Source organism: Martinezella multihospitum (genome assembly GCF_900094585.1).
Lineage (GTDB): Bacteria > Pseudomonadota > Alphaproteobacteria > Rhizobiales > Rhizobiaceae > Rhizobium > Rhizobium multihospitium.
Genome location: NZ_FMAG01000002.1, coordinates 75,749 through 91,876 on the forward strand (window position 1 = coordinate 75,749; position 16,128 = coordinate 91,876).

The window sequence follows — 16,128 nt, forward strand, 5'->3', positions numbered from 1 at the left end:
GCTTTCACCCTAACCCGGCTTTTTCCACTTTTCTGTGACGCTGTATAGCGGAATGGCCGGCGCCGGCAGGGGATGCGGCAGCCTTGAGCTTCCCAAACAAAATGCCGGCGTCTTCACGCCGGCATGTCGGTTGATCGCTTTCGCATGAAAGCCCGGACCTACTTGTTGCGGGCGAGCAGCTCCTTGACCACCTGATCGGTGACTCGTCCATCCGCCGACAGGCCGACGGATTTCTGGAAGCTCTTCAGGGCAGCTACCGTCTTGTCGCCCATGGCGCCATCGGGTGCGCCGGCATCGAAGCCATTCTTGTTGAGGATGGCCTGAATGTTGCGGATCGCCTTCTTCATGTCGATGGAGGCCGTGTTCACGCCCTTGCCGGTGGTCCATTCGTCGGGGATGTCGGTGCCGTTGGCCTTGGGGTCGACCTGTTGCACTTTCCAGAGGTCGACCTTGGCGCGCGCGCTTTCGAGATCGGCCGGCTTCATGGCGTTGGCGACTTCGTCTCGTTTCTGAGCAGCGTCCTTGTCGCCGCTCTTGGCGGCGATCGCGAACCATTTGTAGGATTCCTGCAGGTCCTGTTTCACGCCGTTGCCGCGTGCATAGAGGATCGCGAGGTTGAACTGGCTGTCGGAGACGCCGAGATCGGCGGCGCGGATAAACCAGTTCGCCGCGCTATCATAATCCTGCGGTCCTACCGTGCCCGAGGCGTAGAGAACCGCGAGATTATGCATGGCGCTGGCATTGCCCTGATTGGCGGCCTGTTCGTAATACTGCTTGGCCTTGACGAGGTCGCGATCGACGCCGTTGCCCTTCTCATACATGCTGGCGAGGCGATACTGCGCCGGGGCATAACCCTTGTCGGCCGAAAGCTGATACCAGGTCGCTGCCTGCTTCATATCGGCAGCAACGCCGCGACCATCCGTATAGCGTGCGCCGATTTCGAAGAGAGCGACCGGATCGGCCGATTTCGCGGCAGCGACGAGCGATGGCGGCTGGATGCCGTCAGGCACCGCAATCTCCGGCGCTGCCGGCGCGACGGCGGGAGCGACGGTGGCGTTGGTATTGTCCGTCTGGACGAAGGCGGCGGCCTGCTGCACGGGAGCGCTGCCGGCAGGGGCGAGGGTTTCGCTTGCCGTTTGGTTGCCGTCGAGCGGGGTCGCTGCCGTCAGGTGATCATTTGCTGGCGCGACGGCGGGATCGGTGGTCGTGGGTGCAGGCTGGACTTCCGCCGTCTCCGCCGCGGAAACCGAGGGTGCGATGACCTGGTTAGCAGCAGGCTGCTGATTGCTGGTGGCCGGGTTCGCATTGGCGGCGACGGTATTGGTCGCGGCGCCGTCCGCAGGCGCGACCATCGTCGACACTTGGGCCGGGGGTGGCGCTTTCTGACCGCGCGTCAACGTGTTTGCCAGCGGATAGGCCATGATGGCGAGCATGACGGCGCCCAATGCAAGCAGGATCGGCCGGCGGAAGCGCGAGAACGCGCCGCTCTTCTTGGCGTCTTTTTTGGAAGCAGGAGCCGTACGTTGCGTCTGGTCGACTTCCATGGCAGCGGCCTGCGCCGCACGTCGAGCGGCCGCGATGTAATCGGCCCGTTCGTTTTCGGTCGGCTGGCGCGCGTTTCCGCTGCGCGACGTGTTCTGGCTGGCGCGCACGCGCTCGAGGATCTTCTTGATGTCGGGCGCGCCGGAACCCGGCTCCAGCAGTTCGTTGGCCTCTTCGCCGGGCATCACGTCGGCGGGATCGATCGACGGCGCCTGCTCGATGACCGGACGGTCCGGCGGAAAGATCGGCTCGGCCTTTTCCGGCATGAAGAAGCGCTTGCCGAGGCTGGCAAACAGGCTGGTCTTGCCGCTCTTCTTGGCTGCCGCCTTGATCTCAGCCTTCGTATTGGCGTCGATCGCCTGTGCGACCGCGACTTCGGCGGAAACCGAGGCTTCGGCCGGCGCAACCGTGCGGATGATCGGCCCGGCCTTCTGCTGCGCGGCCATCGGCGGCTTCAACGCCGGAGCATCCTCTTCGGCGAAGACGTCGCTTTCGAAGGCTGCAACGGGCATAGCGGGCGCTGGCCGGCGCTGTTCCATGTGGTCGAGCCGATCGGCGATCTGTAGCAGCGTGTCGTGCAGCGCCTCGAAGGTGCGGTGCGTGCGTTCGTCGCTGGCGCGGCTGATGTCTTCCAGATGGCGGAGATCTTCGGCAAGTGCCGTCAATGCCGCCATGTCGGCTGCCTGTGCACCATGACCCATGCCGCCTTCGCGCGAATAGGCCTCGACGACGGTTTCCGCCGCATGGCGGGCTGCCTCGATGATGTATTCGTCGTTGGTCGCCATATAGTCTTCGATCGCGCTCATGCGGCGGTCGAAATCCGGAGGCAGATGATCGCCGCCGGCGCGAGGCTCGGCGGTCAGCAATGTCGAGAGATGGGCGATCTGCTCTTCGAGATTGCGCAGCGCCTGCGTATCCGTGGCCGGGGCCGCCGTGCTGGCTTCAAGCCGGGCCGCGATGTCGGAGAGGCGACCTTCGAGCCGGCGCGCCATGCCGTCGTCCAGGCTTGCGGCCGACGCTGCCGGATGGAAATCCATTTCGTCGATGCGGCGGGCGAGATAATCCAGCCGATCCGCCATAGCGTTGCCGACCGAGCCATGTTCCAGCGCATCGATCTTGTGGGAGATATCGGCGAGATAGGTGACGAGTTCCGGCTGCGGTGCGGCTTTCTGCGAGCGCTCCATCAGATGCGAAAGCTGGTCCAGGCGCTCCTCGAGGCGGGCGACGGCCTTGGCGCTGCCGAGTTCGTCGATGCGCATGGCGAGCGCTTCGAGGCGGCCGGAAAGATCGTCGGCAGGCTGACGCCGGCCCGCATCGCGGCTCATCAGGTCGATCTGGTCGGCAAGGCCGCTCAAGCGCCCTTCCAGCCGTTGCATGGCCTGATCCTGCGGCTGTATCATCGAGCCGAGGCTCTCCATCGCCGTTGCGATCGTCAGCAGCTTGGTTTCCAGCGCATGCACGGCCGGGCTGTCGTTCATGCCGCCGAGATGCTGCTTGATGTCATCGAGGCGATAGGCCAGCGAGACGAGTTCGTCCTGCAGGCCCGACGTATCGATCGCCTTCACCTGGCGCTCGACGTGGTGGAGGGACTCCTCGCGGGCAAGGCCGTCCATCAGCGAGCGTAGCTCGTCGAATTCGGCTTTCAGGCCGGCGGTTTCCGGCTGACTGGCGAGCTGGTTGATGCTGTCGGCAAGTCGTGCCATGTCCTGGCGGACATCGGCGACGAAATGCTTGTCCTCGGCATTCTCGCGGATATCGCGGATTTCGGCGCGCAGCGCGGTCACTTCGCGGGTCACGCTCTCGGCGATGTCGCGCTTCAGATCCTGGCGGAGGTTGACGAGCGCCTGGGCGATGTCGACCGGCGCTTCGGCGGCGGCAGTCCGCATCGGCTGGCGCTGCGGGTAGTTGTCGATCGGCCGCCGGGTCGGCTGCGGCTCTGCATGCGTGATTTCCTCGCGGCGCGCGTGCAATCTCTCGCGGTTTGCTTCCAGCGAGCGCTGGCGCTGACGGATCTCGGCAAGCGGATCGGAGCGAAGATCGCTCTCATGGCGTTCGTTGCGCAGCGGGCGTTCGTAAGGGCGGCTGGGATGCTGTTCGCGTTCGGGGCGGGGCGGCATCCGCTCCGGTGCGGCTCGCTCGGGGGCAGGCGCATAGCCGGCAGCGACGCGCTGGCGCGTATCGCGCGCGGCGGCAGTACCCATCAGTCCTTCGATGCGCGCCTCCAGCCCCTCGATCGTGCGGCTCAGAGCATCCAGCGACGTCCAGTCGCCGGTACCGGTAGGATTTGATCGCGATCCGCTCATATCTTTTGCTCGCCTCGAACTTATGGACCACCCCGGGCCGCCATGTTGACGGAAGAAAGACGTTGCGACATTGCCGCGCTGCCCGGATCCCGTCGTTCGGAAAGGGATAAATGTATTGGCTTTCCTCAAACAGAGCGGCAAAGACAGCGCGATTTCCAAGCATAAGTTGAAGAAACGCGAAGCACTGCTGCTCAACTCGTACAATTTACGAAACGTGGTAAACAACTCGTTAAGTTTGTCGGAAGTCTTAACCTTTTATTTTGGTTCTGCTGTCCGGCGGCCCGATATTCTTGCGCGCAGGCAGTACCAGGTTGCTTAGGTGAAGGGGGCGTATCGGCGATATGCGGAATGCTCTCCCTCATCGCCTTCACCAAAATTTCAACGTGAGATACGAATTTGACGTTTACGCAAACGTCAATATTTTGTAAGAGTATGACAGCGGCCGGAATCTCAAGGTCCGGCGGCGAATTGGAGGAATTCGAGAAATGCCAGTCTACAAGGCCCCGGTGAACGATACGCTCTTCGTCCTGAACGATGTGCTTGGGCTGGAGCGCTACAACAATCTTCCGGGCTATGCCGACGCGACGCCTGACATGATCGAGGCGATCGTCGGCGAGGCGGCCAAGATCTCGGAAGAGGTGCTCTTTCCGCTCAACTATTCCGGCGATCAGGAAGGTTGCGTGCGTCACGACGACGGCACGGTCTCGACGCCGAAGGGCTTCAAGGAAGCCTATCGTGCCTATCGCGAAGGCGGCTGGCTCGGTTTGGCCGTGCCAGAGGAATTCGGCGGGCAGGGGCTTCCCTATGTGCTGCACTGCGCCGTTGGCGAATATACCTCCGCCGCCAACATGTCGCTGATGATGTATCCGGGCCTGACGCAGGGCGCGATCGCTGCGATCCTTGTCCATGGTTCGGATGCGCAGAAGCAGACCTATCTGCCGAAGATGGTCGAGGGCAGCTGGTCGGGCACCATGAACCTCACCGAGCCGCATTGCGGCACCGATCTCGGCCTCTTGCGCACCAAGGCGGTGCCGCAAGCCGACGGCAGCTACAAGATATCAGGCCAGAAGATCTTCATCTCCGCCGGCGAGCACGACATGACGGATAATATCGTCCATCTCGTCCTTGCCCGCATCGAAGGTGCGCCTGAGGGTACCAAGGGCATCTCGCTGTTTATCGTGCCGAAGTTCCTCGTCAAGGAAGATGGTTCGCTCGGTGCGCGCAACCCGGTCTCCTGCGGCGCGATCGAGCACAAGATGGGCATCCACGGCAACGCCACCTGCGTCATGAATTACGACGAGGCCACTGGCTTCCTCATCGGTGCCGAGAACAAGGGCCTCAACGCCATGTTCGTTATGATGAACGAGGCGCGCCTCGGCGTTGGCCTGCAGGGTCTTTCCATCGCCGAGATCGCCTATCAGAATGCCGCCAACTATGCGCGCGAGCGCATCCAGGGCCGCTCGCTCTCCGGCCCGAAGGCGCCGGACAAGAAGGCCGATCCGATCATCGTCCATCCCGATATCCGCCGCTCGCTGATGACCATCCGCGCTTTCAACGAGGCCGGCCGCGCCTTCCTGCTCTGGACGGCGCTGAAATCCGATATCGCCCATCGTTCCCCGGACGAGAGGGACCGTCAGGCAGCCGACGATATCCTTGGCCTCGCGACGCCGATCCTCAAGGGCGTCATGACCGACAAGGGCTTCGAGCACGCCGTCATGGCGCAGCAGGTCTTCGGCGGCCACGGCTATATCGAAGAGCATGGCATGAGCCAGTATGTCCGCGATGCCCGCATTGCCATGATCTACGAAGGCGCCAACGGTATCCAGGCGCTCGATCTCGTCGGCCGCAAGCTGGCGCTGAATGGTGGTCGCGCCGTCATGGCTCTCTTCAAGGAAATCGGCGATTTCTGCGAGGAGAACCGCAACGACGAGCAGATGGCTTTCTTCACCAAGCACCTGAAGAAGGGCTTGAACGACGTACAGGCCGCGACCATGTGGTTCATGCAGAACGCCATGGCCAAGCCCGATAATGCCGGCGCCGGCTCGACCGACTACATGCACCTCTTCGGCCTCGTCGTCCTCGGCTATATGTGGGCGAAGATGGCAAAGGCGGCGCAGACGGGTCTTGCGGCTGGCGACAGCGCGCGCGAGGATTATCTGAAGAACAAGCTTGTCACGGCGCGGTTCTACATGGAGCGCATCATGCCGGAAACGGCACTGCGCAAGGCCCGCATCGAAACCGGCGCCGACACGATGATGGAACTGGCTGCGGAAGCCTTTTGATCAAGGCGGCCTATGCCGCCGCAGGGAGATGAGACATGACCGAGGTTTTCATTTACGACCATGTGCGCACGCCGCGCGGGCGAGGCAAGAAGGATGGGTCGCTGCACGAGGTGCCGTCCGTTCGCCTCGCCGCCAAGACGCTGGAAGCGCTCCGCGACCGCAACGGTCTCGACACCGAAACGGTTGACGACATCATCATGGGCTGCGTCGATCCTGTCATGGAAGCCGGCGCCGTCATCCCGAGGGGTGCCGCCTTCGAAGCAGGCTATTCCACCAAGGCGCCTGGCATGCAGATTTCCCGCTTCTGCGCTTCGGGCCTCGATGCTGTCAATTTCGGCGCGGCCAAGATCGCGCAGGGGGCCGATGATATCGTCATCGCCGGTGGTGTCGAAAGCATGTCGCGCGTCGGTCTCGGCATGTCCGGCGGTGCCTGGTTCATGGACCCTTCCGTCAACTTTCCGGCCTATTTCATGCCGCAGGGCGTATCGGCCGATCTCATCGCCACCAAATACGGCTTCTCGCGCGATGATGTCGACGCCTATGCCGTCGAAAGCCAGAAGCGCGCCGCCAATGCCTGGGAAAAGGGCTACTTCAAGAATTCCGTCATTCCGGTGAAGGATATCAACGGCCTGACCATTCTCGATCGCGACGAACATATGCGTCCCGGCACCGATATGCAGGCGCTCGCCTCGCTCAATCCGTCCTTCCAGCTGCCGGGCGAAATGGGCGGCTTCGAAGCCGTCGGCATTCAGGCGCATCCGGAAGTGGAGCGCATCAACTACGTGCATCACGCCGGCAATTCCTCCGGCATCGTCGATGGCGCTGCCGCCGTGTTGCTCGGTTCCAAGGCGGGCGGCGACAGCATGGGGCTGAAGCCACGCGGCCGCATTCGGGCTTTCGCCAATATCGGCTCCGACCCGGCGCTGATGCTGACCGGCCCGGTGGACGTCACCGAAAAGCTCCTGAAGCGCAGCGGCCTGACGCTTGCCGACATCGATCTGTTCGAACTGAACGAAGCCTTCGCCGCCGTCGTGCTGCGCTACATGCAGGCGTTCGAAATTCCGCATGACAAGATCAACGTCAATGGCGGCGCTATCGCCATGGGCCATCCGCTCGGCGCCACCGGCGCGATGATCCTCGGCACCGCGCTCGACGAGCTGGAACGCCGCGACCTCAACACCGCGCTGGTCACGCTCTGCATCGGCGCCGGCATGGGCACGGCCACGATCATCGAACGCGTCTGAGGAGGGGAAACCAATGGCTTACACGAATTTCACCATCGAGACCGACGCAGACGGCATTGCGCTCGTCACCTGGGACATGCCCGGCAAGTCCATGAACGTCTTCACCGCCGAGGTGATGGACGAGTTGAACGCCATTATCGACGCGACCGTTGCCGATGCAGCCGTCAAGGGCGTGGTCTTCACCTCGGGCAAGTCCTCCTTCTCCGGCGGCGCCGATCTGTCGATGATCAAGTCGATGTTCTCCCTCTATCAGGATGAGAAGGCGAAAGACCCGGCTGCTGCCGCGCAGAAGCTCTTCAATCTCGTCGGCCGCATGACGGGCCTCTTCCGCAAGCTCGAAACCTGCGGCAAGCCGTGGGTCTCGGCCATCAACGGCACCTGCATGGGCGGCGCTTTCGAGCTATCGCTCGCCTGCCACGGCCGCGTCGCGTCCAGCGCCAAGAGCGTCAAGATCGCGCTGCCCGAAGTCAAGGTCGGCCTCTTCCCGGGTGCCGGTGGCACGCAGCGTGTGTCGCGCCTGACGGACGCTCAGTCGGCCTTGCAGATGATGACGACGGGCCAGTCGCTGACGGCAGCACGCGCCAAGGCGATGAACCTCGTGCATCAGGTGGTCGAGCCGGATCAGCTGGTCCCGGCCGCCAAGCAGATGATCAAGGACGGCCTGAAGCCGGTGGCTCCCTGGGACGAAAAGGGCTTCAAGGCGCCGGGCGGCGGCATCTGGACGCCGGCCGCAGCCCAGCTCTGGCCGGCAGCCCCGGCCATCCTGCGCCGTGAGACATCGGGCAATTATCCGGCAGCACTCGCCATCCTCAAATGCGTCTATGAAGGCCTGCAGGTTCCCTTCGATACCGGCCTGAAAATCGAGCAGCGCTATTTCACCCATGTGCTGCAGACCACCGAAGCCTATTCGATGATCCGCTCGCTGTTCATCTCCATGCAGGAACTCGGCAAGGGCGCCCGCCGACCGGCCGGACAGCCGAAGACGGAGCTTAAGAAGGTCGGCGTCGTCGGCGCCGGTTTCATGGGCGCGTCCATTGCCTATGTCACGGCCGCTGCCGGCATTCCGGTTACGCTGATCGACCGCGATATCGAAGCGGCAACCAAGGGCAAGGGCGTCGGCGAAGGTCTGGTCAAGGATTCAATCGGTAAGGGAAGGCTAACGCAGGATGAGGGCACGGCTTTGCTCTCGCGCATCACGCCATCGGCCGATTATTCCGATCTGAAGGATGCCGATCTCGTCATCGAAGCCGTGTTCGAGGATCGCGAGGTCAAGAAGGCCGTCATCGAGGCCGTCGAAGCCGTCCTGCCGCCGACTGCCATCTTCGCTTCCAACACCTCGACGCTGCCGATCACCGGCCTTGCGAAGAATTCCAAGCGTCCGGCGGATTTCATCGGCGTCCATTTCTTCTCGCCGGTCGAGAAGATGATGCTGACGGAAGTCATCCTCGGCAAGGAAACCGGCGATCATGCGCTGGCCGTTGCGCTCGATTACGTCGCCGCCATCAAGAAGACGCCGATCGTCGTCAACGACACCCGCGGCTTCTTCGTCAATCGCTGCGTCTTCCGTTACATCCACGAAGCCTATGACATGCTGATCGAAGGCGTGCCTGCGGCGATGATCGAGAATGCCGCCAAGATGGCCGGCATGCCTGTCGGCCCGCTGGCGCTCAATGACGAAGTCGCCATCGACCTCTCCTACAAGATCCTGAAGGCTACCGTTGCCGATCTCGGCGAGAAGGCCGTCGACCCGCGTCACATGCAGCTGGTCACCGGGCTTGTGGAAGGCGAGGGACGCCTGGGCCGGAAGAACGCCAAGGGCTTCTACGACTATCCGCCGAAGCCGGCCAAGAAATCGCTCTGGCCGGGCCTTAGGGAACTCTACCCGCAGAAGAAGGCCGATGATGTCGATGTCAACGTGCTGAAGCAGCGCTTCCTCGTTACCATCGCGCTCGAGGCGGCCCGCACCATCGAGGAAGGCATCGTCACCGATCCGCGCGAAGCCGATGTCGGCTCCATCCTCGGCTTCGGCTTCGCCCCCTATACTGGCGGGGCGCTATCCTACATCGACGGTATGGGCGTGAAGATTTTCGTCGACCTCTGCGAAACGCTGGCAGCCGCCTACGGCCCGCATTTCCAGCCGACGGCGCTTTTGAAGGATATGGCTGCGAAGGGCGAGACCTTCTACGGGCGCTTCGATCCTTACGGCGCGCAGAAGGCGGCTTGAGCCGACAAACCATTGCTGATGACAAATAAAGGGCCGCTCCTGTCGGGAGCGGCCTTTTTCATTGATCCCGTACTTGGCGTCTGTCGCGACGCGTGGCAGTGGTCTCCGGGAGTAAAAATGTAAGATTTTACTTACGCAATGCTCAAGGGCTTTTCCCGATTGGATCGCAAGGCAACCACGCCCCAGCCGATGAGCAGAAGGATTGCCGCCGCATAGATATCGGCGGCCTCGGCAAAGCCGAGCGCCTTCGACAGGAAGCCGGCGAGGATGGCCGGCACACTGAAGGCGAGGTAGCTCTGGATGTAGAAGGCCGAAAGCAGTCCGGCGCGCTCGTCGGGCTTTGCCAGCGGCATGATACTTCTGACCGTGCCGAGGAAAGCCGCCCCGAAACCCGAGCCGACAATCAGCGTTCCCAGAGCGAGGATCGACACTTCAGCCGCATGCATGCCGGCGATGATGGTCAGTATGCCGAGCGTCATGCTCGGAATGCCGAACCTCATGATCGTGGTGGCGGATCTCCGGCGCAGCAGGAAGACGGCGGCGGCACCGCTGATCGTCAAGGCCGAGACCACGGAGCCTCCAACCAGCGGCGCCGTACTGCCGGTCGTCGCGCTGACCAGCGAGGGCACCAGCGACAGATAGAAGCCGGCAAGCGCCCAGACGGCAATATTGATCGGCGTCAGCGCCAGCAGCGTCCGGCGCGCCTGCTGGGGAACAGCGACTTCCGGCTTCAACGATGCGAGTACGCCGGCCCGTCGGTTCGTTGTCTCCGGCACCAGCCATAGCAGCGCGGCTTGCAGCGCCAGCAGGGCAAGCGTGACGATATAGACGAGTGCGGTCGGTGCTGGAGCAAACTGGATCAGCAGGCTCGTGCCGAGCGCGCCGATTGCCATGCCGGCAAGCGGTGCAAGGCTGTTGGTGATCGATCCCCTGACGGGATCGAGATCGACAAGGGCCGCACCGACGGAACTGACGGCAGTGCCCGTCGCAAAGCCCTGCACGATGCGGGCGGCAATCAGCCAATCCGGACCTCTGGCCATTAAAAACAGTGCTGTCGCCACCATATTGAGGAGGATCGAAGCGAAGATCACCGGGCGGCGGCCGAGATGGTCGGAAATCGAGCCGACGATGAGTAGCGCGGCGAGAAGAGAGAAGGCGTAGACGGCGAAGATCACGGTGAGCAGCACCGGCGAGAAGGCGAAGGCCTGCTGATAAAGACGATAGAGAGGCGTCGGTGCGGACGAGGCGGCCAAAAACAGCGCGCTGGTCGCGGCATAATAGGATGGCGCCAGGCGTCTGGCTCGTGAAATCGGCGTGCTGGTGGTGGAATCGGGTGAGGACATCGACTATATCCTGCCTAAAGCTAAAAGATTGCGTTAGGTGGATATAGGTCGCCTGATGCATAAAAGCAAATAATTTGCGTTAGTAAATGGCCCATGGTCATTCACGATCGGCAAAAGGGAAAGATTGGCAAAGAAGACATATGGGCTACAGAGAAAATCCCCGCCCCGGCGGGCGCAGTGCGAGAGTGCAGGCCGCCGTGCATCAATCGGTCCGCGACATGCTGGCAACGATGGATCGCGCCGACGTCACGATCCCTTTGATCGCGCAGCGCGCCAATGTCACGCCGTCGACGATCTACCGCCGTTGGGGCGATCTTCAGGAGCTTCTGGCCGATGTTGCCGCCGCGCGCCTGCGGCCGGAAGGCGAGCCCGCCAGGATCGGTAGCGCCCGCGAGGATCTGGAGGCCTGGGTCGAGCAATATGCCGACGAGATGGCCTCCGGCGTCGGCCGGCAAATGCTGCGCGACATTCTGGCGGCAGCCGACAGCGCGAATGCGGAGAAATGCGGCACCTATACACGCTATCAATTGAGCGTCTTCATCGCGCGGGCAGAGGCGTGCGGCGAACCCTTTCCGACTTTGGTAGAGCTGATGGATCACGTCATCTCGCCGATCATCTATCGCATCCTCTTCGACCAGGTGCCCGATCCTGACTACGTTCGCAAGCTCGTCGCGAAGGTGATGAGGGAGAGTCCGGTCAGCGCCTGAAGCGCGGCCGACAATGCCGAACGACTCACCCGAGATCCCTGATGTACATCCAGCGGCTTCGGCTTGGTTGCTCGCAACTGACGAACAAGTTGCCGAATACATGCACCCAAAAGTTGTCAGCGGGGCGAAATTATCATGGGATATGCATGCTTGGACGAGGCTCCCGGTCAATTTGCTGTTGAAAAATAAGGAAAAAGATGGTGCTAATTACCACCAGTGAATTCAACGGCAACGCGAAGGGGACTGCTCAATGCTTAATGAATTCAAGGCATTTATCGCCCGCGGCAATGTCATGGATCTCGCGGTCGGCGTGATCATCGGCGGCGCTTTCGGCGGCATCGTTAAATCGCTGGTTGACGATATCATCATGCCGATCGTCGGCGCGATTTTCGGCGGCTTCGATTTTTCGAACTACTTCATTGGCCTTGCGTCGGGTGTCAACGCACCGACGCTTGCCGCGGCACGCGCCCAGGGCGCGGTTCTTGCCTACGGTAGCTTCATCACCGTCCTTATCAATTTCCTCATCCTCGCCTGGATCATCTTCCTCATGGTCAAGGGCGTGAACGCGCTGCAGGCCCAGGTCGCGCGCAAGGAAGAGAAGGTTGCCGAGGCAGCGCCTCCGCCGGCCGACGTTCAGTTGCTCACCGAAATCCGTGATCTTCTCGCCAAGCGCTGATAGGCTTGCTTCAACCTCTTTCAAAGCCCCGGTCTCTGAAAAGACCGGGGCTTTATTCATCACCAAAATCGATCGGTCACTAAGGCAAAGTCATGGGATTTGTCCGCCGCTCTGCTTTATGAAGGCAGAAACCGGAGACTTTGCATGTCGATACTAGATAGCCTCAGCCCGCGCGCGCTCGCAGCACCCGAAAGCGGGATCGTCGAAGTGGTCAATTATGCCCGCGGCCGCGAAGGCCTGCTGCCGCTCTGGGTCGGCGAGGGCGATCTGCCGACGCCGGATTTCATCAATCGTGCCGCCATGGCCTCGCTCAATGCCGGAGAAACCTTCTACACTTGGCAGCGCGGCATTCCGGAGCTGCGCCAGGCGCTCGCCGATTACTATGGCAGGCACTTCGGCACCTCCCTGCCGATGGAGAATTTCTACGTCGTCGGCTCCGGCATGCAGGCGATCCAGCTGTCCGTGCAGGCGATCACCTCTCCTGGCGACGAGATGGTCTATCTCTCCCCGGCCTGGCCGAATATCGCCGCCGCGCTCGAGATTGCGGGCGCCCGCTCCGTCGCCGTACCCTTACAATTCGAGCACGGCAAATGGTCGCTTGATCTCGGCCGGCTGGAAGCAGCGATCACACCGAAAACCAAGGGCCTGTTCATCAACACGCCGTCCAATCCGACGGGCTGGACGGCGACCCATCAGGATCTTCGCGATATCCTCGCCTTGGCACGCAAGCACGATCTCTGGATCATGGCCGATGAAATCTATGCGCTCTATTACTATGCGGGCGGTCGCGCGCCGAGTTTCCTCGATGTCAAGGAAGCCGACGACAAGATCCTCTTCGTCAATTCCTTCTCGAAGAACTGGTCGATGACCGGCTGGCGCGTCGGTTGGATCGTCGCACCCGCGGAACTCGGGCAGGTGATCGAGAACCTCGTGCAATATTCGACCTCCGGTGTGGCGCAATTCATGCAGAAGGGCGCGGTTGCGGCCTTGAACGAGGGTGACGATTTCGTTCGCTCCAACATCGCCAAGGCGACGCGCTCACGCGATATCCTCTGCGACGCGCTGATCGCCACCAATCGCGTCCAGACACTGAAGCCCGACGGTGCCCTCTATTCCTTCCTCAGGATCGACGGCGTCACCGACAGCCGCAAGGCCGCCATCGACATCGTCGACAAGACCGGCGTCGGTCTGGCACCTGGAACGGCCTTCGGAAAGGGCGGAGAGCTGTTCATGCGCGCCTGCTTCCTGCGCGATCCAGTGCAGGTGGCGGATGCGGCGGAGAGGTTGAGTAGGTATATTTTGAGTTTGTAAGTCTCCAGCATCAATGTGGGTGGGCGGACGTCGGTCGAAGGACATTTCTTGTTTGCCGCACCTCTGTCACCCCCCTCTGTCGCTATCGCGACATCTCCCCCACAAGGGGGGAGATCGTTGGGAGTTCGCAGCTGCCCTTAACAATTTGATGCACTTCAGTTTCTGCGGATGCGATGTTGGTTTGAGGTAGGCAGGTGCTACGTGTTACCAATCTCCCCCCTTGTGGGGGAGATGTCACGATAGTGACAGAGGGGGGTGAACACTCTCCGCAGTGCACAATGCCGCCAATCCATAAAATCCAATCAAACCACGAAATCTCCCTCTAACCATCCCCGCAATCTTTCCCGCTCCGCCTCCCGCTTTTAATCAATTTCGCAGGAGAAGCGGCCTCATATATCGCCGACAAGACTTGGCGGGGACGCGAAGAATGACGGTGTTGGTGACGGGCGGAGCCGGATATATCGGCAGCCACATGGTCTGGAGATTGCTTGATGCGGGCGAGGACGTTGTCGTCCTCGATTGCCTTTCCACGGGCTTTCGCTGGGCGGTGCCGCCGGCTGCCCGCTTCTATCTCGGCGATGTCGCCGACGAGGCGCTGCTCAAGACGATTTTCGCCGAGAACGACATCGAGGCCATCATCCATTTCGCCGGTTCGGCCGTCGTACCGATGTCGATCGAGGATCCTCTCGCCTACTACGAAAACAACACCGGCAAGACCCGCATCCTGATGAGCGCTGCCGTCAGGGCCGGCATCCGTCATTTCGTCTTCTCGTCCACCGCTGCCGTCTATGGTCAGCAGCCTGCGGATCGGCCGGTCAGCGAAAACGCGCTGCTGCGGCCCGAATCCCCCTATGGTCAATCCAAGCTGATGTCCGAGCTGATGCTGCGCGATGCCGCCGCGGCCTATGATTTCCGCTATGTGGCGCTGCGTTACTTCAATGTCGCCGGTGCTGACCCCGAGGGAAGGGCTGGCCAGTCGACTAATGGCGCCACCCATCTCATCAAGGTCGCCTGCGAGGCAGCCCTCGGCCGCCGCCGCCAGGTGGATATCTACGGCACGGACTATCCGACGCATGACGGCACCGGAGTTCGTGATTACATCCACGTCAGCGATCTCGTCGAGGCGCATCTCGTGGCCTTGCGCCATCTGCGCGATGGCGGCCGCTCGCTGGTTGCTAATTGCGGCTATGGCCACGGTTACTCCGTGCTTGACGTGCTCAACATGGTCATGCGCATCCAAGGTCGTTCCTTCCGCATCCATATCGCTCCGCGCCGGCCCGGCGATATGGCGAGCATTGTCGCGGACGCGACGCTCGCTCGTCGCGAACTGGGCTGGGTTCCAAAACACGACAGCCTTGAAACGATCGTGCGTTCGTCGCTGGATTGGGAACTTCGCCTCGCCGAGCGGGCGAGCTTCGATGCCGCCGGGCTCGGCAAGATCTATGCTGCCCCGAGCACGCTATAGCCTGAAGCGATCTCAGTTCTCGGTTTTTCTCCAGGGACCCAGAAAGGCTGGCGCATTCTTGCGCACGGCTTCCGCCAGAAAATCGATGACGGTGCGCACGCGCGGCGACTGGCGCAGGTCGCGGTGGCAGGTGATCCAGTAATGGCGCCTGAGATCCACCTCATGCGGCAGAACGACCTGCAGATCGGGGTGCTTGCCGGCGATGAAGAACGGCAGCACGCACAGCCCCTGACCGTTCTTCGTCGCGGTCAATTGTGCAAAGATGCTTGAGCTCTGGAATTGCGGCCTGATGCGCGGGTGCACGTCGTCGAGATAGTCCAGGCCCGGCGCGAAGATCATATCCTCGATATAGCCGATGAAGGTGAAGTCAGGCAGGTCATCGCGGCTTTCGATCGGTGGATGGCGGGTGAGGTAATCACGCGATCCGTAGACCTGCAGATGGTAGTCCGTCAGCTTCTCAGTGAAGTAGGGGCCGGCCTTCGGCGGGTCGAGCACTACGACGATATCGGCTTCCTTGCGTGAGAGCGACATGATCTGCTGGATGGTGATCAGCTCCAGCGAAATGTTCGGGTGTTTCGCGGTGAATTCCGGCAGGACGCCGGTGAAGAAGAAATTGGAAAACCCCTCCGGCGCGCTGATGCGCACCACACCGCCTTGGGCCGCCGATCCCGTCGAAAGGTCGGTCCGCAGACGCTCGGTTTCCTGTTCCATTCTTTCGGCCGTGTCGACGAAGCGCTGCCCCATTCCGGTCAGCATGTAGCCGCGCGGGTTGCGCTCGAAGAGCTTGACCTTCAAGGCGAATTCCAGCCGGTCGATACGGCGCGAGACCGTTGCATGGCTGGTACGCAGCTGTCGCGCCGCGGTCGAAAGCTGGCCGGTTCGCGCGACGGCGAGGAAGAACTGCAGATCGTCCCAGGTGAAATGCGGCGTGCGCTTCATGCATCCTCCTCTGTTCAAAAATGAACAGACCTTGTTTGGAATTAGTTGCAATCGCGACTTGCGTCAACGCGCGAATTCCGTGATCTTGCCTA

General features: G+C 61.9%; 10 protein-coding genes. 7 read left to right on the forward strand and 3 right to left on the reverse strand.

Annotated features, from left to right (window positions below):
* Positions 1–158: 158 nt before the first annotated feature.
* Positions 159–3,845, reverse strand: a complete 3,687-nt coding sequence (locus GA0061103_RS07220) for a peptidoglycan-binding protein (RefSeq protein ID WP_092708982.1) — start codon at positions 3,843–3,845, stop codon at positions 159–161.
* Positions 3,846–4,330: 485 nt separating this feature from the next.
* Here GA0061103_RS07220 and GA0061103_RS07230 point away from each other — a divergent pair, with 485 nt between their 5' ends.
* Genes GA0061103_RS07230 through GA0061103_RS07240 form a run of 3 tightly spaced genes read left to right on the forward strand, consistent with a single transcriptional unit; the run spans position 4,331 to position 9,595 of the window.
* Positions 4,331–6,127 (forward strand): acyl-CoA dehydrogenase C-terminal domain-containing protein, encoded by a 1,797-nt coding sequence (locus GA0061103_RS07230; protein ID WP_092708988.1) that lies wholly within the window; start codon positions 4,331–4,333, stop codon positions 6,125–6,127.
* 35 nt (positions 6,128–6,162) lie between these two features.
* Positions 6,163–7,371, forward strand: coding sequence for an acetyl-CoA C-acetyltransferase (locus tag GA0061103_RS07235; RefSeq protein WP_092708991.1), 1,209 nt, complete (start codon positions 6,163–6,165; stop codon positions 7,369–7,371).
* 13 nt (positions 7,372–7,384) lie between these two features.
* Positions 7,385–9,595, forward strand: a complete 2,211-nt coding sequence (locus tag GA0061103_RS07240) for a 3-hydroxyacyl-CoA dehydrogenase NAD-binding domain-containing protein (RefSeq protein ID WP_092708994.1) — start codon at positions 7,385–7,387, stop codon at positions 9,593–9,595.
* Positions 9,596–9,726: 131 nt separating this feature from the next.
* Here the strand turns inward: GA0061103_RS07240 and GA0061103_RS07245 are convergent, their stop codons facing one another.
* Positions 9,727–10,938 (reverse strand): MFS transporter, encoded by a 1,212-nt coding sequence (locus GA0061103_RS07245; protein ID WP_092708996.1) that lies wholly within the window; start codon positions 10,936–10,938, stop codon positions 9,727–9,729.
* Between the two features lie 140 nt (positions 10,939–11,078).
* Here GA0061103_RS07245 and GA0061103_RS07250 point away from each other — a divergent pair, with 140 nt between their 5' ends.
* From GA0061103_RS07250 to galE, 4 genes are all read left to right on the forward strand, one after another.
* Positions 11,079–11,645: a TetR/AcrR family transcriptional regulator gene (locus GA0061103_RS07250; RefSeq protein ID WP_092708999.1), complete on the forward strand. Its 567-nt coding sequence runs from the start codon at positions 11,079–11,081 to the stop codon at positions 11,643–11,645.
* Positions 11,646–11,895: 250 nt separating this feature from the next.
* Entirely contained in the window at positions 11,896–12,321 is a 426-nt protein-coding gene (mscL, locus tag GA0061103_RS07255; RefSeq protein WP_092709002.1) for a large conductance mechanosensitive channel protein MscL, read from the forward strand.
* Positions 12,322–12,465: 144 nt separating this feature from the next.
* On the forward strand, positions 12,466–13,632 hold the full coding sequence (locus GA0061103_RS07260; protein WP_092709005.1) for a pyridoxal phosphate-dependent aminotransferase: 1,167 nt from the start codon (positions 12,466–12,468) through the stop codon (positions 13,630–13,632).
* A 427-nt stretch (positions 13,633–14,059) separates the two neighbouring features.
* Entirely contained in the window at positions 14,060–15,097 is a 1,038-nt protein-coding gene (galE, locus tag GA0061103_RS07270) for a UDP-glucose 4-epimerase GalE (protein ID WP_092709008.1), read from the forward strand.
* Positions 15,098–15,109: 12 nt separating this feature from the next.
* Here the strand turns inward: galE and GA0061103_RS07275 are convergent, their stop codons facing one another.
* Positions 15,110–16,036, reverse strand: coding sequence for a LysR family transcriptional regulator (locus tag GA0061103_RS07275; RefSeq protein WP_092709011.1), 927 nt, complete (start codon positions 16,034–16,036; stop codon positions 15,110–15,112).
* Positions 16,037–16,128 lie beyond the last annotated feature (92 nt).

Bases quoted from the DNA above. Each gene is read 5' to 3' on its own strand.
- GA0061103_RS07220 (WP_092708982.1), bottom strand. From the start codon at position 3,845: ATGAGCGGATCGCGATCAAATCCTACCGGTACCGGCGACTGGACGTCG.
- GA0061103_RS07230 (WP_092708988.1), top strand. From the start codon at position 4,331: ATGCCAGTCTACAAGGCCCCGGTGAACGATACGCTCTTCGTCCTGAAC.
- GA0061103_RS07235 (WP_092708991.1), top strand. From the start codon at position 6,163: ATGACCGAGGTTTTCATTTACGACCATGTGCGCACGCCGCGCGGGCGA.
- GA0061103_RS07240 (WP_092708994.1), top strand. From the start codon at position 7,385: ATGGCTTACACGAATTTCACCATCGAGACCGACGCAGACGGCATTGCG.
- GA0061103_RS07245 (WP_092708996.1), bottom strand. From the start codon at position 10,938: ATGTCCTCACCCGATTCCACCACCAGCACGCCGATTTCACGAGCCAGA.
- GA0061103_RS07250 (WP_092708999.1), top strand. From the start codon at position 11,079: ATGGGCTACAGAGAAAATCCCCGCCCCGGCGGGCGCAGTGCGAGAGTG.
- mscL (WP_092709002.1), top strand. From the start codon at position 11,896: ATGCTTAATGAATTCAAGGCATTTATCGCCCGCGGCAATGTCATGGAT.
- GA0061103_RS07260 (WP_092709005.1), top strand. From the start codon at position 12,466: ATGTCGATACTAGATAGCCTCAGCCCGCGCGCGCTCGCAGCACCCGAA.
- galE (WP_092709008.1), top strand. From the start codon at position 14,060: ATGACGGTGTTGGTGACGGGCGGAGCCGGATATATCGGCAGCCACATG.
- GA0061103_RS07275 (WP_092709011.1), bottom strand. From the start codon at position 16,036: ATGAAGCGCACGCCGCATTTCACCTGGGACGATCTGCAGTTCTTCCTC.